The 15,637-nt window shown below is 62.7% G+C and carries 13 protein-coding genes, 1 tRNA gene and 1 pseudogene; 5 read left to right on the top strand and 10 right to left on the bottom strand.

Annotation, left to right across the window (positions count from 1 at the left end):
- Window positions 1-561: 561 nt before the first annotated feature.
- Together ASE49_RS18965 and ASE49_RS11740 are read right to left on the bottom strand one after the other, a co-directional pair.
- A pseudogene (locus tag ASE49_RS18965) lies at window positions 562-930 on the bottom strand (ParB/Srx family N-terminal domain-containing protein); the annotation flags it as partial.
- Between the two features lie 124 nt (window positions 931-1,054).
- Window positions 1,055-2,266 carry a hypothetical protein gene (locus tag ASE49_RS11740; protein WP_056772448.1) on the bottom strand — a complete coding sequence of 404 codons (1,212 nt, stop codon included), beginning with the start codon at window positions 2,264-2,266 and terminating at the stop codon, window positions 1,055-1,057.
- Window positions 2,267-3,121: 855 nt separating this feature from the next.
- Between ASE49_RS11740 and poxB the strand changes: the two genes are divergently transcribed.
- Window positions 3,122-4,870 (top strand): ubiquinone-dependent pyruvate dehydrogenase, encoded by a 1,749-nt coding sequence (poxB, locus tag ASE49_RS11735; protein ID WP_056772445.1) that lies wholly within the window; start codon window positions 3,122-3,124, stop codon window positions 4,868-4,870.
- A 51-nt stretch (window positions 4,871-4,921) separates the two neighbouring features.
- On the opposite strand, the gene ASE49_RS11730 is transcribed toward poxB, so the two are convergent.
- On the bottom strand, window positions 4,922-5,695 hold the full coding sequence (locus ASE49_RS11730; protein WP_056772443.1) for an anti-sigma factor family protein: 774 nt from the start codon (window positions 5,693-5,695) through the stop codon (window positions 4,922-4,924).
- Window positions 5,692-6,228, bottom strand: a complete 537-nt coding sequence (locus ASE49_RS11725; RefSeq protein WP_200922029.1) for a sigma-70 family RNA polymerase sigma factor — start codon at window positions 6,226-6,228, stop codon at window positions 5,692-5,694. Before ASE49_RS11725 ends, ASE49_RS11730 begins: the two co-directional genes overlap by 4 nt.
- A gap of 143 nt (window positions 6,229-6,371) precedes the next feature.
- Between ASE49_RS11725 and ASE49_RS11720 the strand changes: the two genes are divergently transcribed.
- A complete protein-coding gene (locus tag ASE49_RS11720; RefSeq protein ID WP_056772440.1) occupies window positions 6,372-7,451 on the top strand; it encodes a catalase family peroxidase in 1,080 nt (359 codons plus the stop codon).
- The gene (locus ASE49_RS11715; RefSeq protein ID WP_056772437.1) at window positions 7,448-8,026 is read left to right on the top strand and encodes a cytochrome b; all 579 of its coding nucleotides are present in this window, start codon (window positions 7,448-7,450) and stop codon (window positions 8,024-8,026) included. The genes ASE49_RS11720 and ASE49_RS11715 overlap by 4 nt, the downstream gene beginning before the upstream one ends.
- Here ASE49_RS11715 and ASE49_RS11710 read toward each other — a convergent pair.
- A complete protein-coding gene (locus ASE49_RS11710) occupies window positions 8,023-8,931 on the bottom strand; it encodes a LysR substrate-binding domain-containing protein (RefSeq protein ID WP_056773182.1) in 909 nt (302 codons plus the stop codon). The two genes, ASE49_RS11715 and ASE49_RS11710, sit on opposite strands and share 4 nt — an antisense overlap.
- A 115-nt stretch (window positions 8,932-9,046) precedes the next feature.
- Here ASE49_RS11710 and ASE49_RS11705 point away from each other — a divergent pair, with 115 nt between their 5' ends.
- Complete coding sequence (locus tag ASE49_RS11705; RefSeq protein WP_056772436.1) at window positions 9,047-9,799, top strand: SDR family NAD(P)-dependent oxidoreductase; 753 nt, start codon at window positions 9,047-9,049, stop codon at window positions 9,797-9,799.
- An 8-nt stretch (window positions 9,800-9,807) separates the two neighbouring features.
- Here ASE49_RS11705 and ASE49_RS11700 read toward each other — a convergent pair whose 3' ends face one another.
- Window positions 9,808-10,098, bottom strand: a complete 291-nt coding sequence (locus ASE49_RS11700; RefSeq protein WP_156370288.1) for a hypothetical protein — start codon at window positions 10,096-10,098, stop codon at window positions 9,808-9,810.
- A gap of 162 nt (window positions 10,099-10,260) precedes the next feature.
- On the opposite strand from ASE49_RS11700, the gene ASE49_RS11695 reads away from it, so the two are divergent.
- The gene (locus ASE49_RS11695) at window positions 10,261-10,695 is read left to right on the top strand and encodes a nuclear transport factor 2 family protein (protein WP_056772430.1); all 435 of its coding nucleotides are present in this window, start codon (window positions 10,261-10,263) and stop codon (window positions 10,693-10,695) included.
- Between the two features lie 172 nt (window positions 10,696-10,867).
- Here the strand turns inward: ASE49_RS11695 and ASE49_RS11690 are convergent, their stop codons facing one another.
- From ASE49_RS11690 to ASE49_RS11675, 4 genes are all read right to left on the bottom strand, one after another.
- Entirely contained in the window at window positions 10,868-13,147 is a 2,280-nt protein-coding gene (locus ASE49_RS11690) for a TonB-dependent receptor (protein WP_056772426.1), read from the bottom strand.
- A 108-nt stretch (window positions 13,148-13,255) separates the two neighbouring features.
- Window positions 13,256-14,491: an aromatic ring-hydroxylating dioxygenase subunit alpha gene (locus ASE49_RS11685; protein WP_235522964.1), complete on the bottom strand. Its 1,236-nt coding sequence runs from the start codon at window positions 14,489-14,491 to the stop codon at window positions 13,256-13,258.
- Between the two features lie 249 nt (window positions 14,492-14,740).
- Window positions 14,741-15,415, bottom strand: a complete 675-nt coding sequence (locus ASE49_RS11680; RefSeq protein WP_235522963.1) for a TetR/AcrR family transcriptional regulator — start codon at window positions 15,413-15,415, stop codon at window positions 14,741-14,743.
- A 137-nt stretch (window positions 15,416-15,552) separates the two neighbouring features.
- Window positions 15,553-15,629: transfer RNA gene (locus tag ASE49_RS11675), tRNA-Met, on the bottom strand.
- Window positions 15,630-15,637 lie beyond the last annotated feature (8 nt).

The following is a 15,637-nucleotide window of genomic DNA, read 5'->3' as shown; positions in this document are numbered from 1 at the left end:
GCCGGCGCCAACCATGTCGAGGTCGGCAGCGCGCGCGACGATATGGCTGTTGGCGATCCGGCGCTCGATTTTATGCGGCGAGACGCGGCCGTCATTGTAGCGATTGCCCGGCTCCCACACCGCATTGATGCCGAACGACGCGCAATGCGCGAACAGCGCCGACTGGTCGTCGCCATCGAACGCGATGAGCGCATCCCAGAGCTGCTCGGCGTCATCGGGCAGGCGCTCTTTCCAGGCATCGTGCCGCCGCTCGATCGCCTGTGCCGAGATGCTGTCGTTGAGGCTGGGGGCATGAACCGACAGGCTGCCGCCCCGGATCGACACCTCCATGCAGCTCTCGACCTGCGTGTAGCGATAGAAGGTCTCAAGCACGAAGGCATGGAGGACGGCCGCGAACGCCACCGTGGGATGCGCCGCGACGGCATCACGAAGCGCCAGCGTGCGGTGGGTGGTGAGCTCAGTCACCAGTCGGTCCGGGAGCGGTTTGAGCAAGTCCTCCTGCTCATCCTCCTCCTCGACCATGGATGCCGCCGCACCACCGATGCTAATGACTGTACGCTGCGGTTGCAGGGCCTCGCGGTGGGTGTTTTCAGCGAGCGAGTCTTCCTCGGCGCTGATCTCGGCATCGTCGCGCACGATGCACGGGACCGGCTGGGTTTTCACCATCCGCTTGCCCTTCACGAGTTGCTGAAGGGCTCGGAAACGGCGGCCGCCGGCCGGGACCTCGAACAGCCCGGTCTCGTTGCCCTCGACATCACGCTGCGGGCGAACGCTGAGGCTCTGAAGCAGGCCGCGGCGCGCGATGTCGGCGGCGAGCGTGTCGATCGACACGCCGGCCTTCACGCGCCGGACGTTGGCCTGGCTCAGCACGAGCTGGCTGAACGGGATGTCGCGCGAAACGTTGAGCGCGATCTTCACATGATTGGTCATGGGACTTCTCCATGACGGGCGGCCGGGAGACCCTCTCTCGACCCTCAACCCGTCATGGAGCCGGCGCAGCCCTCTCCCTCTAAGAGGAGGAGAACCGCGCCAACTCAGGCGGGACGGAAGCGGATCAGCGCGCGGCCGCCATCAGCTTGGCGGCCTTGCCCTCAAGTTCGAGCCGAGCGTCCTGATGCGGCTTGTCCCGCGCCAGTGCGGTGATCCCCTGAACGAAATCGAAAATGGAAGCCGGGGGCCGGCCTTCCTCGTCGAGAACGGTCGCGATGATCTTCTCGGTCTCGGGCCGTGAGAAGCCGCGCTGGCGCAGGAAGCCTGTGCGGTCCTCATCGGTGCGTGCGACGACACGCTCACGGGCGGCCTTGATGCCCGTGATGAACGGCATCGGCGAAGAGGTCGCGAAGGACTCCAGTGCAGGCGCCGCCTCGTGCGCGAAGCGGTTGGCGGCGAACTTGCTGTGGCGGATGCTGATCTCTTCGAAGCCTTCGGCGCCCCAGATATTCCGGTTCATACAGACGGCGCGAAGATAGAAGGAGGCCATGCCGAGCGTCTTCGATCCGACCTCGCTGTTCCAGCAGTAGAAGCCGCGAAAATACAGGTCCGGGTCGCCGTTCGGCAGGCGGCCGGCCTCGATCGGATGGGTATCGTCGACCAGGAATAGGAAGACGTCACGGTCGGATGCATAGAGCGTCGTCGTGTCCTTCGTGACCTCCACGAACGGATTGTGCGTCATCGTCGACCAGTCGAGGACGCCCGGTACCTTCCAGCGCGTATCGCCGGTCCCGTTGCCAGCGATCTTCATCACCGCCGCGACCAGCTCGTGATCCCAGATGCGGCCATAGTCTGGACCGGTGACCGCGCGCAGTTCGACACGGCCATCTTCGGTTTCCAGGGTCTTCATAAGCTCTGCCCGGTGGGACAGCAGCCCATGCTGCATGTTGATGCCGGCGAGCGGTCCCGGCAGTTGGCGCAGATAGCCCGATGGCGCGCCGACCAGGCTGCAGAGCTGACCGAACGACCAATGGGTTGGCGCGACAGGCTGGTCCCGACCCGGCAAGACCAGCGCAAGGTTCTCGACATCGTCGCGGCTCGCCGCGACTCGGACCTCCCGCGTCTCCACGGTGCGTGCGGTCGCGTGCTTGGCACGGCGCAGGACTGCGTCGTGGAGCGCCGACAGCGATAGATACCGCTCATCATCGGGACGCGAGAACCACTCGGACGAGACGCGGCCGATTCGTTCGCCGCGCGAGATGTCGACCTTGTACCCGCCGGGCTGGACCGGGCGCGGCGCACCGGAGGCACGCGGATCGGAAAGGATAGTCGCCATGGGAAATCTCCATGACGGGCGCCGAGAGCCTCTCTCTCAACCTCAACCCGTCACGGCAATCGCCGCTCTCCTCTTCCTCTCGGGGCGTTGCGGGGTGTCCCCGCAGAAGCGGGCGCAGCACGACCGAAGGGCGCGCGCGAAGGGGGAAAGCATTCCCCTCCGGCCGCCGTTTCCACTCTTTTGCGCTATTTACTGTGGATTCGAATTGCCCACTAAGCGGGCTTCGCGAGAGCTCGTATCCGCTATCGGACCCCTTCCGGGGAAATTTATTTAACTTATTCAGGAGAATGCTGGTGCTGCCGGTGAGGATTGAACTCACGACCTCAGCCTTACCAAGGATGTAGAAAAGCACTTGGAGGCACAGGTCGGAATGCCGCAGTGTCGCCATCGGGCACGATCTTTTGTAACGTGCGAACCTACGCGAGACTGCGATGCTGTTAGCTTGACGGTGCTTACCCGGTGATTACAGGCCCCGAAAATCCAACTCATTTTCTCGTTTTTTTCTGTGTATTATCAGCAGGATAGTCGGTATCAGCAGCTAAGGTCTGGTACTTCCGTTACCGGCGGATTTAGCGCAGTGGCTTAGGCGGCGCGGAGCGTCGGCGCCGATGTCCCGCGATATCGGCGACGGTGCTTGCTTGGTCTTTGTCCAGCTTCAATAAGAAGGGTTGGTCAGGCGAATGACCCGGCGCGCATGGGTTGGTTCTGGCGCTCATGCGGCGCGCGTTTCCACCATTGCCCAGATTTTGATGGCTTGGCTGCACGCCGTGCATCTCGAACGGCGCAAAGCGCGTTTGTCTCCCGCCTGTTTTCGTTCGACAGGCACTCGATGCCGCCGTCGTTCGGAGAAATTGCATGCCCAAGACCACGATCGCAGATCTGTTTGCGCAAACCCTCCACCTGGCCGGAGTGGAGCGTATCTATGGCGTGGTCGGTGACAGCCTCAATGGCCTGACCGACAGTCTGCGACGGCAGGGTAAGATCGAATGGGTGCATATGCGCAACGAGGAGGCCGCCGCATTCGCTGCAGGCGCGGAGGCGCAATTGACCGGGAAGCTGGCCGTTTGTGCCGGCTCGTGCGGGCCGGGCAATATGCATCTCATCAACGGGCTGTATGACTGCAACCGCACGCGCGCGCCCGTGCTGGCCATTGCCGCGCAGGTTCCGAGCGCGGAGATCGGTTCCAACTATTTCCAGGAAACCCGGCCGGAGGCGCTGTTCCGCGAATGCAGCGTGTATTGCGAGACGATTTCGCATGGTGACCAGATGCCCCGAACGCTGGACACGGCGATCCGCGCGGCGGTTGGCCATCGCGGCGTATCGGTCGTCTCGATCCCGGGCGATGTCGCGCTGCTTCCGGCTGGCGGACAGCTTGCCCGTTCGGCGAGCGCGCTATTGCCGCAACCCGCACTGGTCGTCCCCTCATCGGACGATCTCGAAGCGCTGGCCGGCCTGCTCAACGGTGCCGGGCACGTCACCATTCTGGCCGGGCGTGGCTGCCGCATGGCGCATGGCGCTCTGATCAAGATCGCCGAACGCCTTCAGGCGCCGGTCGTCCACGCACTGGGCGGCAAGGAGTTCGTGGAATACGACAACCCCTATGACGTCGGCATGACCGGCCTGATCGGCTTTTCCAGCGGCTATGATGCGATCATGGGGTGCGACACGCTGCTGATGCTGGGCACGGACTTTCCCTACCGGCAATTTTACCCCACGAAAGCCAAAGTCGCCCAGATCGACCTGCGGCCCGAAAACCTGGGGCGGCGCACGGCCATCGACCTTGGGCTGGTCGGCGATATCGGGCCGACGATAGAAGCGCTGCTGCCGCTGCTCACCGAAGGCCGGGACAGCGTGTTTTTGGAGAAAGCCCGCGCCAATTATGCCGATGCCCGTAAGGGTCTGGACGATCTCGCCTATGGCAAGCCGGGTAGCGGCACCATTCACCCGCAGCATATGGCGCGGGTCATCAGCGAACAGGCCGCTGACGACGCCGTGTTTGCCTGCGATGTCGGTACGCCGACGATCTGGGCGGCGCGCTACCTGACGATGAACGGCCGTCGCCGTTTGATTGGGTCGTTCAATCACGGTTCGATGGCCAACGCGCTGCCGCAGGCGATCGGGGCGCAGGCGGCGTACCCTGCCAGGCAGGTGGTGACCTTGTCCGGAGACGGCGGACTGGCGATGCTGATGGGCGAGCTGTTGACGCTCCGGCAACTGGGCCTGCCGGTGAAGGTCGTCGTCTTCAACAACGGCACATTGGGTTTTGTCGAGATGGAGATGAAGGCAGCCGGATTGATCGAAACCGGCGTATCGCTCGACAACCCCGATTTCGCGGCGATGGCGCGGGCGATCGGCATGCACGGCGTGCGTGTCACCGATCCCGGCCAGGTCGAGGACGGCGTCAGGGAAATCCTGTCCCATCCCGGGCCCGCCTTGCTTGATGCGGTCACGGCCAGGACGGAACTGTCGATGCCTCCCAAGATCACACTTGAGCAGATCAAGGGCTTCACCTTGTACATGGCCAAGGCCATCATCAGCGGGCGCGGCGATGAGGTGATCGAGCTTGGGAAAACCAACGCCGGCTTGCTGGGGCGGCTGCTTTAGGCGGCGTGGAGAGTTGATCCCACACGAAGGTGCCGCCCCGCCGGGGTTTGGTCAGGTTTGCAGGAACTGCGATCGCACCAGATCGGCGGTACTATGCAGGTCGGTGCCGGGCGCTGTTCCGAACACGCCGAAGCCCAACCCCTTTTCGGCCCAGGTCCAGCCGGCGACACCGTCCTCCAGGCGGGGCTTCATGTGATCCGAACCATCCACCTCCATCGGGCGCACGTAAAGGGCGATCCTGCGACCCTGACGATCCCGGTACAGATACAGGCCGCCGGGGCCATGCGAGGTGGCGACAAGCCGCCCGCCAATGAGGGTCAGCCCGGCCTGCTGCAGGTCGGGCGCCCGGATCGGTCGCGACAGTCGTTTCGAGAACCAACTGTCGAGAGCGAAACGATCAGACGCGGCAAGTTCCACTGGTCGTGCGGCATCGCTTGCATAGACAGCGTAACTCGATGCCGCCTCGCGAGCGAGCGCCGCAGTCCCTACGGTGGGCGGTGCGGTCCAGCCCCGCAATCCCCAGCCCGTAAGGCCGCTCAGCAGCGCAACCGCCGCGATGCCCGCCACTTTGAGAGCGGGCGCCACGGCCCAGCCAGGTCGTGCTGGTTGACGCAGGCGCAGATCCAGCGCCGGGGGCACGGGCTCATCCGCAATCGGGTTGAGCGCTTGGCGTAGAGCATCATCGTGCGCACGATAAGCGGCAAGCCGGGCGGCGTCCTGCGGATGCGCCGCCAGCCAGGCCGCCACGTCCTGCGCGCGGCCGGGGGAAAGACGTCCGTCGACATGCGCCTGGAGGTCCGCTTCGGTGATGGGGCCGTCATTCATGGGACGATCCTCAGCGTAGGTTTCCCGATCCGGCCTTGTGCCTGTTCTTCCATCATTCGCCGCAATCGTTCTCTCGCCCGCGCAAGGCGCGACATGACCGTGCCTTGCGGCACATCGAGCACAGCAGCCGCTTCGGCATAGCTCAGGTCCTCGACCGCCACGAGCAGCAGCACGCTGCGCTGGTCCGCCGGCAGCAGGGCGATGAGCGCGAGAACGTCGCGGGCTTCCACGCCCTGCTCCTGAAAGGCTGGCGTCGCGAGGTGCACCTCCGACACGTCGTCCAGCGGAGCGGTGATACCACGCCGGGCCAGTCGTCGCAGCCGATCCAGGGCCAGGTTATGCAGGATGGTGAAGAGCCAGGACCGCAGGCTCGCCCCTTTTCGGCGGTTGTGCCAGCCCCCGATGGCGCGCTCCAGCACATCCTGTACGAGGTCGTCGGCATCATCGCGATGACGCAGCATGGCGTGCGCATAGCGGCGCAGTGCCGGGATCAGCGGCTGCACGTGCGTGATCATCTCTTCACTGAGCGGCATGGCGGATCTCATATCGCATAAGACGAAGGCGGCGCGCCATTATTCCTGTGCAGGACAGCCGGGCAGGAATAAATCTGATCGTCGGCGGAATAACGCGCCGCCCGCAACGTCCTACCCCGACAAGCCAATCGCGAAAGTGACCAATGCCTTTCAGAAAACCCGGAAATGTCGGTGCTTTCGCACTGATCGGCGCCATCGTGGTGCTGCTCGTCGGCGCGTTTGGCTGGGCGGCGGGATGGATCGGCCCGCGCAGGATCAGCGGCGGGGACGTGACGCGGGCCTTGGAATACAATGGCGGGGGCAAGAAGCCGGGCTATCGCCGCGCCCATGCCAAAGGGCTGTGCTTTACGGGCAGCTTCACCGCGAACGGCGCCGGAAGCGCGCTTTCCAGCGCGAGCCTGTTGCAGCCGGGGCGCTACCCCGTGATCGGCCGCTTCTCCATGGCGGGCGGCAATCCCCTGGCAAGTGACGGTCGCAACGTGTTTCACTCCATGGCGCTCGTATTGAAGTCGCCCGACGGTCAGGAGTGGCGGCTGGCGATGGATCACACCCCGTTCTTTCCCGTTGCCGACATTGCATCGTTCATCGCCCTGCAACGGGCCAGCAAGCCCGATCCGGCGACCGGAAAACCCGATTCTGCGGTGATGAAGCCGTTCCTTGCCGCTCACCCCGAGGTCAAGGCGTTCCAGGACTACATGGCCAAGGCCGTGCTGCCGGGCAGCTTCGCCACCGCCACGTACTACAGCATCAATGCCTTTCGCTTCACCGACGGCAACGACGTTACCCGCTTCGTTCGCTGGCAGTTCGAACCGGAGGCGAGCGGTTCGGGCCTGGACAAGAAGCATCTGGAGCAGTTGCCCCGCGATTATCTGTTCAGCGAAATGATCGCGCGTACCGCCAAAGGACCCTCTCGCTGGCACCTGAAGCTGGTCGTCGCCAAACCTGCGGACGTGACTGACAAGGCAACGATCGCCTGGGCCGGCCCGCACCGCACGATCGATGCAGGGACGCTGGCGATCGATGCCGTCCAATCCGAAGAGTCCGGTGCATGCCGGGATGTGAACTTCGATCCGACCATACTGCCGCCCGGCATCGCACTGTCCGACGATCCGCTGCTGGCGGCGCGGTCCAAGGCCTATTCCTCCTCCTTTACTCGCCGCGCCCTGGAAGGCCCGCATCCCAGCGCCGTCGGTCAGGACCTTGCAAAGGAGCGCGCACGATGAGCCGCCCCTCGCCCGATTTCCACCCCGCGTTGCGCGCGATCCACTGGCTGATGGCCGCCGCCGTGCTCGCCATGCTGTTCATCGGCGTTGGCATGGTGTCGACGACCGGCAGCGCCTACGTCTCGCTGCTGGCGCTGCACAGGCCGCTCGGTATCGCGATCCTGCTGCTGGTACTTGTGCGCCTGCCACTTCGGATCATGACCGGCGCGCCGGCATTGCCTGACGACCTGCCCCTCCTGCAGAAACGGGCGGCCCTGGCTTCTCATATCCTGCTTTACCTGGCGATGGCCGGCATGCCGCTTATCGGGTGGGCCATGCTGTCAGCTGGCGGTTATCCCGTGCTCTTGACCAAGGGCATCGTGCTTCCCGCGATCCTGCCAAGAGACCTGGCGCTGTACGCTACCCTGCGCGCGGCGCATACGGCGGCGGCGCTGCTGTTCTTTGCGCTGATCCTTGCGCACCTTTCCGCGGCGCTGATGCACGGCCTTATCCGCCGCGACGGTGTGCTGCGCAGCATGACGGTGGGTCATCGTCGAGCGCATGTCGCCCCGGACCAGCACCTTGCCGACGACTAGCGCGCCGCGCCCGCAAGGAGCGCAGGCGGGAAGTTTCGGGCCAGGTGGTCGATCAACGCGCGAACGGCTGGTGGCAGACCGCGCCGGGTCGTGAAAACCAGGTGGACGTTCCCGATCTGGCCGTGCCACTCGGGTAGCACACGCTCCAGCCGTCCTGCATCCAAGGCAGGCCGGCAGACGCGGTCGGGCAGCAGAGCGATGCCCAGCCCCGCCAAGGCGGCGCTGAGGAGCTGATCCATATCCGTACACCCCATGCGCGGCTCAACCCGGACCGACTGTTTGCGCCCGTCTGCGGTCTCCAGATCCCAGTTCACGAAATCATGCTCGTCGTTCGTCGACAGGGTAGGTTCGCTCGCGAGCTGCTCGACCGATGCGACCTGGCCTGCGAACTTCGGGGCAGCGACAAGGACGCGGACGGATTGCCCCAGAGAACGGACGGTCAATTCCGCATCGGTCGTCATCTCCACACGGACCCGCAGGGCCAGGTCAATACGTTCGTCGATAAGGTCGACAGCGCGGTCGGCGGCGATCAGTTGCAGCCGCACCTTGGGATAGCGATCGAGGAAGGACGTGACGAGGTCAGCCACCGGCGCGATCATGCCCGTGGGGCAGCTGAACCGGATGCGGCCATGAGGTTCGGCCTGCGCCTCCATCACCAGCGCTTCCGCCCGCTCGGCTTCGGCGAGCATCGCGCGGCACCGCTCGTAAAACGCCTGGCCGGTTTCCGTCACCCGGAAGCGCCGGCTGGATCGCTCGATCAAGCGAAGTCCCAGGCGCGCCTCAAGCCCGGCAACGCGTCGGCTGAGTTTGGACTTCGGCTCCCGCAGCGCCCGGCCTGCAGCCGCGAAGCCACCGTGCCGCACGACTTGCGCAAAATAGGCCAGATCGTTGAGGTCAGTGGGCATCATCGTTCCTTATCCAGAACGCTACGTGCCGTAATTGCCATCTACTGGCAACATCGTTCCGGAGGCATCTTCAGGGAGCGGCGGCGTTGCGCCGCAAAGCTGAAGGAGACTTACAATGACGGAGCGGTTCAACAACAAAGTGGTTGTCGTCACTGGCGGAACCAGCGGCATTGGCCTCGCCACGGCAACGGCATTTGTTGCAGAAGGGGCTGCGGTGTTCATCACGGGCCGACGCCAGGATGTGCTGGACGCTGCGGTGAGGGAGATCGGCGGCCGGGTTACAGGTGTGCGCGCCGACATGTCCAACCTCGCGGACATCGACCGGGTCTATGACGCAGTCCAGCAGCAATACCCGCACATCGATGTCCTGTTCGCCAATGCCGGGGGCGGCGACATGCTGCCGCTCGGTGCGATAACCGAAGAGCATTACCAGCGCACGTTCGACACCAACGTGAAGGGCACGATTTTCACCGTGCAAAAGGCGCTGCCGCTATTGAAGGACGGTGCGTCGATCGTGCTTACCAGTTCCAACGCCGGCGCGTCCGGGACGCCTGCGTTCAGCGTCTATGGGGCCAGCAAGGCCGCGGTACGCAATCTCGCGCGCAGCTGGATTCTCGACCTCAAGGATCGCCATATCCGCGTGAACGTTGTCAGCCCGGGACCCATCGACACGGTAGGCCTGACCGACGTGTTCGGCGGCGGTGAGCAGGCGCAGGGCGTCAAGGACTTCCTCGCCTCCCAGATCCCGGTCGGGCGGGTAGGCAGGCCAGAGGAGATCGCCAAGGCCGCGCTGTTCCTGGCTTCGGACGATGCAAGCTTCATCAACGGTGCCGAACTGTTCGTCGATGGCGGACTGACGCAGATCTAGGCTTAGGATCAGCGGACATAATTACGATGCGTCAGCGCATTGGTGTAGAATGTCGACGTCGGACGGGAATGCTGCACCAGATTGCGCTTGATGAGCTCGGCCTCGGCCGCGCGCATCGTTTTCAGGTCGAACTGACCTATCGAGCCGGCGTTTCCATAGACATACAAAGTCAGCAGCCTGAAAATACGCACGATCTCCGCGTGGCTATATCCGCTGGCGGGCACAGCGGTCCGGTAGATCGTTGCGGCCCGTTCGGGATCTCGGGCACCCCCATGCACAACCTGCGGGGCGACGAGCATGCACCCGATCCCGTTTTTGCCGACAAGGTCAACGCGCATAAGTTATCGTTATCAGGCAGATGAATATGATTATGAATGAACACGAATTGTGTTTCATCTATCTTCCCGTGGGCGGGCGCCTGCGGCGGATGTGCATTCAGACGATACTTGGGAGTAGAACGTTTGCCCTTCACAGGACCGTTGGACGATCGCATCGCCATTCGCGAATTGATGGACACCCATGCCCACGGCGTGATGACGCTCGACGCGCAGCTATGGGGATCGATATGGGCCGACGATGCCCTTTGGGAATTACCCGAATATCCCGATCTCGGCGGTTTTTCGGGTAAGGCCGCAATCGTGGCGGGCTGGGTCGAATCCATGAAGCACTATGGTCTCGATCACATGACCAAGCCCATGATCTATTTCATGCAGCCCGGTTCTATCGAGGTAGAGGGCGATCGTGCCAAGGCCGTGGCGTATACCATCGAGATTTTCGATGACCCCGCCACCGGCAAACGGGTTCACGCAACCGGCCGCTACGATGATGAACTTGAGCGTCGCGATGGCCGGTGGCTGTTTACACGCCGCTCGTACCGAACCGTCTTCGCCGACTGAAGATGCCATTTCAACCACGCGGCCCGGGCGCGCGCCCGATGGCGCTGTGCGCAAGCCTTTGCTTCGCCAGCTAGGCGAGGGCGATCTGGCGGCTGAGAACCGTCGCGCCCTCTGTCGCCAGCAGTCGGGCATCAGCGACCCTTGGGCCGGATGCCCAACAGCAGGGCAAACTCTAGAAGTTGACGCTGGCGGACACGCCGTACTGGCGTGGCGGTGCGTAACCCGCGAGGCCTGCATAGCCCGGCGAATCGTAGACAGTCGACAAGTAGCGGGAGTCCAGCAGGTTCGTGCCCCACAAACCGATCGACCAGGCCGCGCCATCGGGACGGTAGGTCAACGTGCCGTCAACCAGATGGGTCGGCTGGATACGCGATCGCGGTGTGTCGAGGATCGCGGTGTAGTATTTCGACGCGGTGTAGGTGTAATTCACGTCCGCAACCAGATCGGCTCCGTTGCCCAGCGGCACCACGAAGTTGGCACCGACCGTCGCGTTCCACTTGGGTGCGTTCTGGAGCCGGTATCCCCGCAGATCGATCGTCTGGCCGGATAGAGGGTCGTTGTAGAGGAATTCCTTGTACTTCGCGTCAAGGTACGCAAGCGAACCTCGCAGCGTCATGCCCGTTACCGGCACTGCCGTTGCTTCAAGTTCGAAGCCCTTGATCTCGGACTTGCCGGCGTTGAGGATGCGATTGCCTTGCGTGTTGGTATCGCGGTCGAAGTAGATCTGGGCAACCTGCATGTCCCGATAGTTGGTATAGAACGCGGCAAGGTTGATGCGCAGATGCCGGTCGAGCAGATCGGTTTTCACCCCCGCCTCGAACGTATCAACCTTTTCCGGATTGAACGGATTGGCGCCATCGGCCGGCACACCCACGCGCGCGGTGAAGCCGCCTGACTTGAAGCCGCGCGCCCAGCTGGCATACAGCAGCGTGTCGTCCACGATCTCGTAGTCTGCGCCGACTTTCCATCCGATGTTATTCCAGCTTTTGCGGCCGCCGGTAGTAAAAGAGCCGATTACCAGATTGCCTTCGCCGGTATAGTTGGAACCCAGCGGATTGCCGATGCTGGTAATCAGGCTTGGCGTGGATACCGTCCGTTCATGGCTGTAGCGGATGCCCGCCTGCAACTTGAGCTTGTCGGTCGCCTTCCAGTAAGCCTGCGCAAAGCCGGAGACCGAGTAATTGTCCTGATCCTGCAAGTTGGTCTGCAGCAGGCCCGGTGCCGCGAACTGCAGCCGGTAGGCCTGAATATGGCTGTAACTGTCCTTCAGGTAAAAACCGCCGGCGATCAGATCGAGCGTGTCGGTCAGGGCGATGTTGGTGCGCAGCTCCTGACTGAACTGCCAACCCGTCGTGCGACGATAGGTATCGTTGAGAAACAGCGGCGTGCCATCCTGATCGGTAAATTCGCGCAGCTTGAAGTGCTTGTAGCCGGTGATGGACGTCAGATCGCCAAGGGCCGTGTTCCGCCAGTTCATCGTCAGGGTGCCCGAGTACGTATCCATGTTGGATTCGTCCGGCACGGTGTTGTTGGCGCTGAAATACTTGTCCGGCGCCTCACAGGATCCCGTTCCCGCGCAAGGGCTTACGTACATGCCCTGGGTGCCGGGTGGAACATAAAGCGCTTCGCCAGGCCGGGCGCCGTTGACGATGATCGGCGAGCCGTTGCGCGCCCTGACGTATTCGCCCTGAAGCGTGGCGTCGAAATCACTGGACGGCGTAAAACGCAAGTACGCGCGCACCGCATCCAGGCTCTTGCTGCCCATGTCGGACCCGTCGACCACGTTGGTCACCCAGCCCTTGCGTTGCGTATGAATGCCCGCAACCTTTAGAGACAGCACGTCCTTGACCAGCGGCGCCTCGATCGATCCGGTCACATCGAAGCGATTGTAATTGCCGTAGACTCCCTTGAGCTGCCCACCAAATTCGCCCGTAGGCTGCTTGGTCACCACGTTGATCACGCCGCCTGTCGTGTTCGCACCAAACAGCGTACCTTGCGGACCGCGCAGGACCTCGATGCGATCAACATCGTACAAGTCGAGCAGCGCGCCCATCGAGAAGAACTGCGGCACCCCGTCAACCACGATGGAGACGGTGTTGCCTGCGTAAGGGTCCGGTTCGATCACGCCGATGCCGCGCACGGTGAAAACAGCGCTTTGCGGGGTATTCGCGAAGTTATCGATCTGGACGTTGGGAATCTGGCCCTGCAGGGCCTGCAGGGAGGTGCCTTGCGAGTTGGCAAGCGCTTCGCCGCTGACTGCGGTGATCGAGATTGGCACGTCCTGAAGGTTCTCGGCGCGCTTTTGGGCGGTGACTACGATCTCGGCGATGCCCCCTGTCTCCGGCGTTGTCGCAGCGCCTTGCGGGTCGTCTTGCGCAATGGCCGTTTGCGATGCCATCAACGCGGCTGTCGTGATGGCGATCCGCGATGTTCCGATGATCCACGCTTTCATTGCTGCTCTCCCCCTTTTTTATGTTTGATTTTTCGCGACCGTGCCGCTGCAAGCCCCCGGTCTGCAAACGAAGCCGGTACCGGCGCAGGCCCGGATTAGCCCTGCAATCTACCGCCGGCCCTCGAGGTAGTCGTTCAAGACCTCATGGAAGAAACGCACGCGCGTTTCCTGCGCGGCAAGATAGGCATCGTCATAACCGCGCGAATGCATGCCGCGCTGCTGTCCTTCGGCGAGGAGCATGTCCTGATAGACGATCTGGTCCTTGATTTCGGGAACACCGCGCCCGTTGTCGAAAGCGCGATGCTGGAATGCGGCCTCGCGTAGTGGCTGGGGTCCGGCCATGATCGATTCCACCACCGTCTGTCCTTCGATCGGAAACGCCATGCACCAAAGATCGAAGGTGCATTTGTTGGGGTCGGTGGGGTGCGGCTCGGTGCGGAAGAAAATCAGGTTGTCAGGCAAAAAGCTGATGGTTACGTTCGGGAAGATCACCGTGTGCGGGCTGTCGGTAATTTCCTCATCGTCCATATGCTCGTAATGCGGATGCAGGCGGTCGCTCCACAGCCGCTTTTTTGCCGCCTTGAGGTCGAGCCAACCTTGCATCGCCTTGGTCTCGAAATCGGGGTAGCTGTCGGGGTCGATGTCCCAGGCGCGCAGGATGCTGTCGAATGGATGGTCGACACCTTCGGGCAAACGGTCCGACAGTGACGGCCGCATCGGTTGAACGGTTCGGCCGTGCCCGTTGGGCCACATCTCGTGCCGGGCGGTATCCACGTCCTGGTCGATCCACGGCGGCACCTGCGGATGCGCTGTTCGCGTGTGATAGCTTTCCGAGAAGTTGTCCGTGGCGAACTTCCAGTTGGTGTTCAGGTCGATCTTCATCCAGAACACCCGGACCGCGGTATCCATCGGATAGTTGCGATACAGATCCGGCATCGGCGCCAGATAGTCGAGCAGTTCAGGCGCGTCGTCGTCCATCGTGTACCACACGAAACCACCCCACGTGGCGCAGCGCAGTTCCTTCAGCGTCAGCTTCCCGCATGGATTACCTTGTGGAAAATCGTCTGCGTCCTGCGCATGCTGCAGGACTCCATTCTTCCCCCAGACCCAGCCATGATACGGGCACTGAAAGCTATCCTGCGAGCTGGAGTCCCACACCAGCCTCTGGCCTCGATGCCGGCACGCGTTGTAAAATGCCTTGATCGAGCCATCTTCCTGCATCACGCAAAATACGGACTCGTTCATGAAATCGTGGACGATGTAGTCGCCGGCCGCCTCGAGTTCGGCGGTGCGCCCCGCCACATGCCAGATGCGGGTCCACATCCTGTCCCACTCGCGCTTCATGAACTCTGGGGAGGTATAGCGATCGCCGGTAATCGGATCGCCCCTGAGGTTGGCCGCGTCCCGTCCGTCCAGCGTAAGCGCCTCGATATCCTGCCGGCCCATGCGTTCTTCCCTTCGGGATCGTTCCCGAACGATGGGCGCGCCACTGACCGCGTGCGGTCGATCCTCTCGTGATGCGCATCCCTCATCCGGCGATGTCGATGAAGGAGGAATAACAAATTTGGTCGGTCGCCCTACCTATCGAAACAGTCAGGGGCTGGTCAGCACGCTGGACAACCCGCCATGAAAAAACTGCAAGGCGCGTCGGGTCAGTTCATCGAGCCGAAACACCGAGTGATGCCCGCCAGTCAGATCATCAAGAAAGCCTGGATCCTGCACGATGAATATCAAGGCGGCCTCAACGAAGTAGACACCCGCCAAGAGCGCTTCGTCTGATACGCCAGGAAACGCGTCTTTCAGATGGTCAATGAGGATTTGTGAAACGACGCTCAGCTTCGAGAGGACAGGCCGCAGTTCCGGTATCCGATAACCGCTCATCAAGTGCGATGTCATGACGATGTAGTTCTGCAACGCCCCTTCCCTGTCCGCCACCGCCTGCAGAAAGGGGGAAATGAACGCCGTGATGGCGTCTTTGGCGTCCAACGATTGCCCGCCGCGTTTTGCCGTGTCGAAGCTTTCCACGATAGTGCGACGCAGAAGGTCAAGCTTGCGCTCTACAGCGGCATCCATGATTAGATGCTTGTTGCCGAAGTGGTAGTGAACCACGCCCATCCGCACCCCCGCTTCGGCGGCAATGTCGCGTAGAGAGGTGCCCAGATAGCCGGAGCGGGCGAACAAGATTTCGCAGGCATCAAGGATCTGGTTTCGAGTTACGTCGCCCTTTCGGCCCCGCGGCCCCGGCGTAACGCTTGGTGGCATGTCCATCGCCTGCTTGTCGGTCGTCGTGAGCGATCACGCAAGAGGATGGTTTAGAACTCGATGGCCGACGCCGCTGTCGGCTGCGTGTGTCGGAGACATCATGCCGGCGGCGTCAGATATATTTTGTTTGATATTTGTTTTATTGGTTGCGGGGGCAGGATTTGAACCTGCGACCTTCAGGTTATGAGCCTGACGAGCTACCGGGCTGCTCCACCCCGCGTCACCATG

The organism is Novosphingobium sp. Leaf2 (genome assembly GCF_001421325.1).
Lineage (GTDB): Bacteria > Pseudomonadota > Alphaproteobacteria > Sphingomonadales > Sphingomonadaceae > Novosphingobium.
This window is presented reverse-complemented; position numbering and strand designations above follow the sequence as displayed.

Coding starts and splice junctions, on each gene's coding strand:
- ASE49_RS11740 (WP_056772448.1), bottom strand. CDS start 2,266: ATGGCGACTATCCTTTCCGATCCGCGTGCCTCCGGTGCGCCGCGCCCG.
- poxB (WP_056772445.1), top strand. CDS start 3,122: ATGCCCAAGACCACGATCGCAGATCTGTTTGCGCAAACCCTCCACCTG.
- ASE49_RS11730 (WP_056772443.1), bottom strand. CDS start 5,695: ATGAATGACGGCCCCATCACCGAAGCGGACCTCCAGGCGCATGTCGAC.
- ASE49_RS11725 (WP_200922029.1), bottom strand. CDS start 6,228: ATGCCGCTCAGTGAAGAGATGATCACGCACGTGCAGCCGCTGATCCCG.
- ASE49_RS11720 (WP_056772440.1), top strand. CDS start 6,372: ATGCCTTTCAGAAAACCCGGAAATGTCGGTGCTTTCGCACTGATCGGC.
- ASE49_RS11715 (WP_056772437.1), top strand. CDS start 7,448: ATGAGCCGCCCCTCGCCCGATTTCCACCCCGCGTTGCGCGCGATCCAC.
- ASE49_RS11710 (WP_056773182.1), bottom strand. CDS start 8,931: ATGCCCACTGACCTCAACGATCTGGCCTATTTTGCGCAAGTCGTGCGG.
- ASE49_RS11705 (WP_056772436.1), top strand. CDS start 9,047: ATGACGGAGCGGTTCAACAACAAAGTGGTTGTCGTCACTGGCGGAACC.
- ASE49_RS11700 (WP_156370288.1), bottom strand. CDS start 10,098: ATGCTCGTCGCCCCGCAGGTTGTGCATGGGGGTGCCCGAGATCCCGAA.
- ASE49_RS11690 (WP_056772426.1), bottom strand. CDS start 13,147: ATGAAAGCGTGGATCATCGGAACATCGCGGATCGCCATCACGACAGCC.
- ASE49_RS11685 (WP_235522964.1), bottom strand. CDS start 14,491: ATGAAGCGCGAGTGGGACAGGATGTGGACCCGCATCTGGCATGTGGCG.
- ASE49_RS11680 (WP_235522963.1), bottom strand. CDS start 15,415: ATGGACATGCCACCAAGCGTTACGCCGGGGCCGCGGGGCCGAAAGGGC.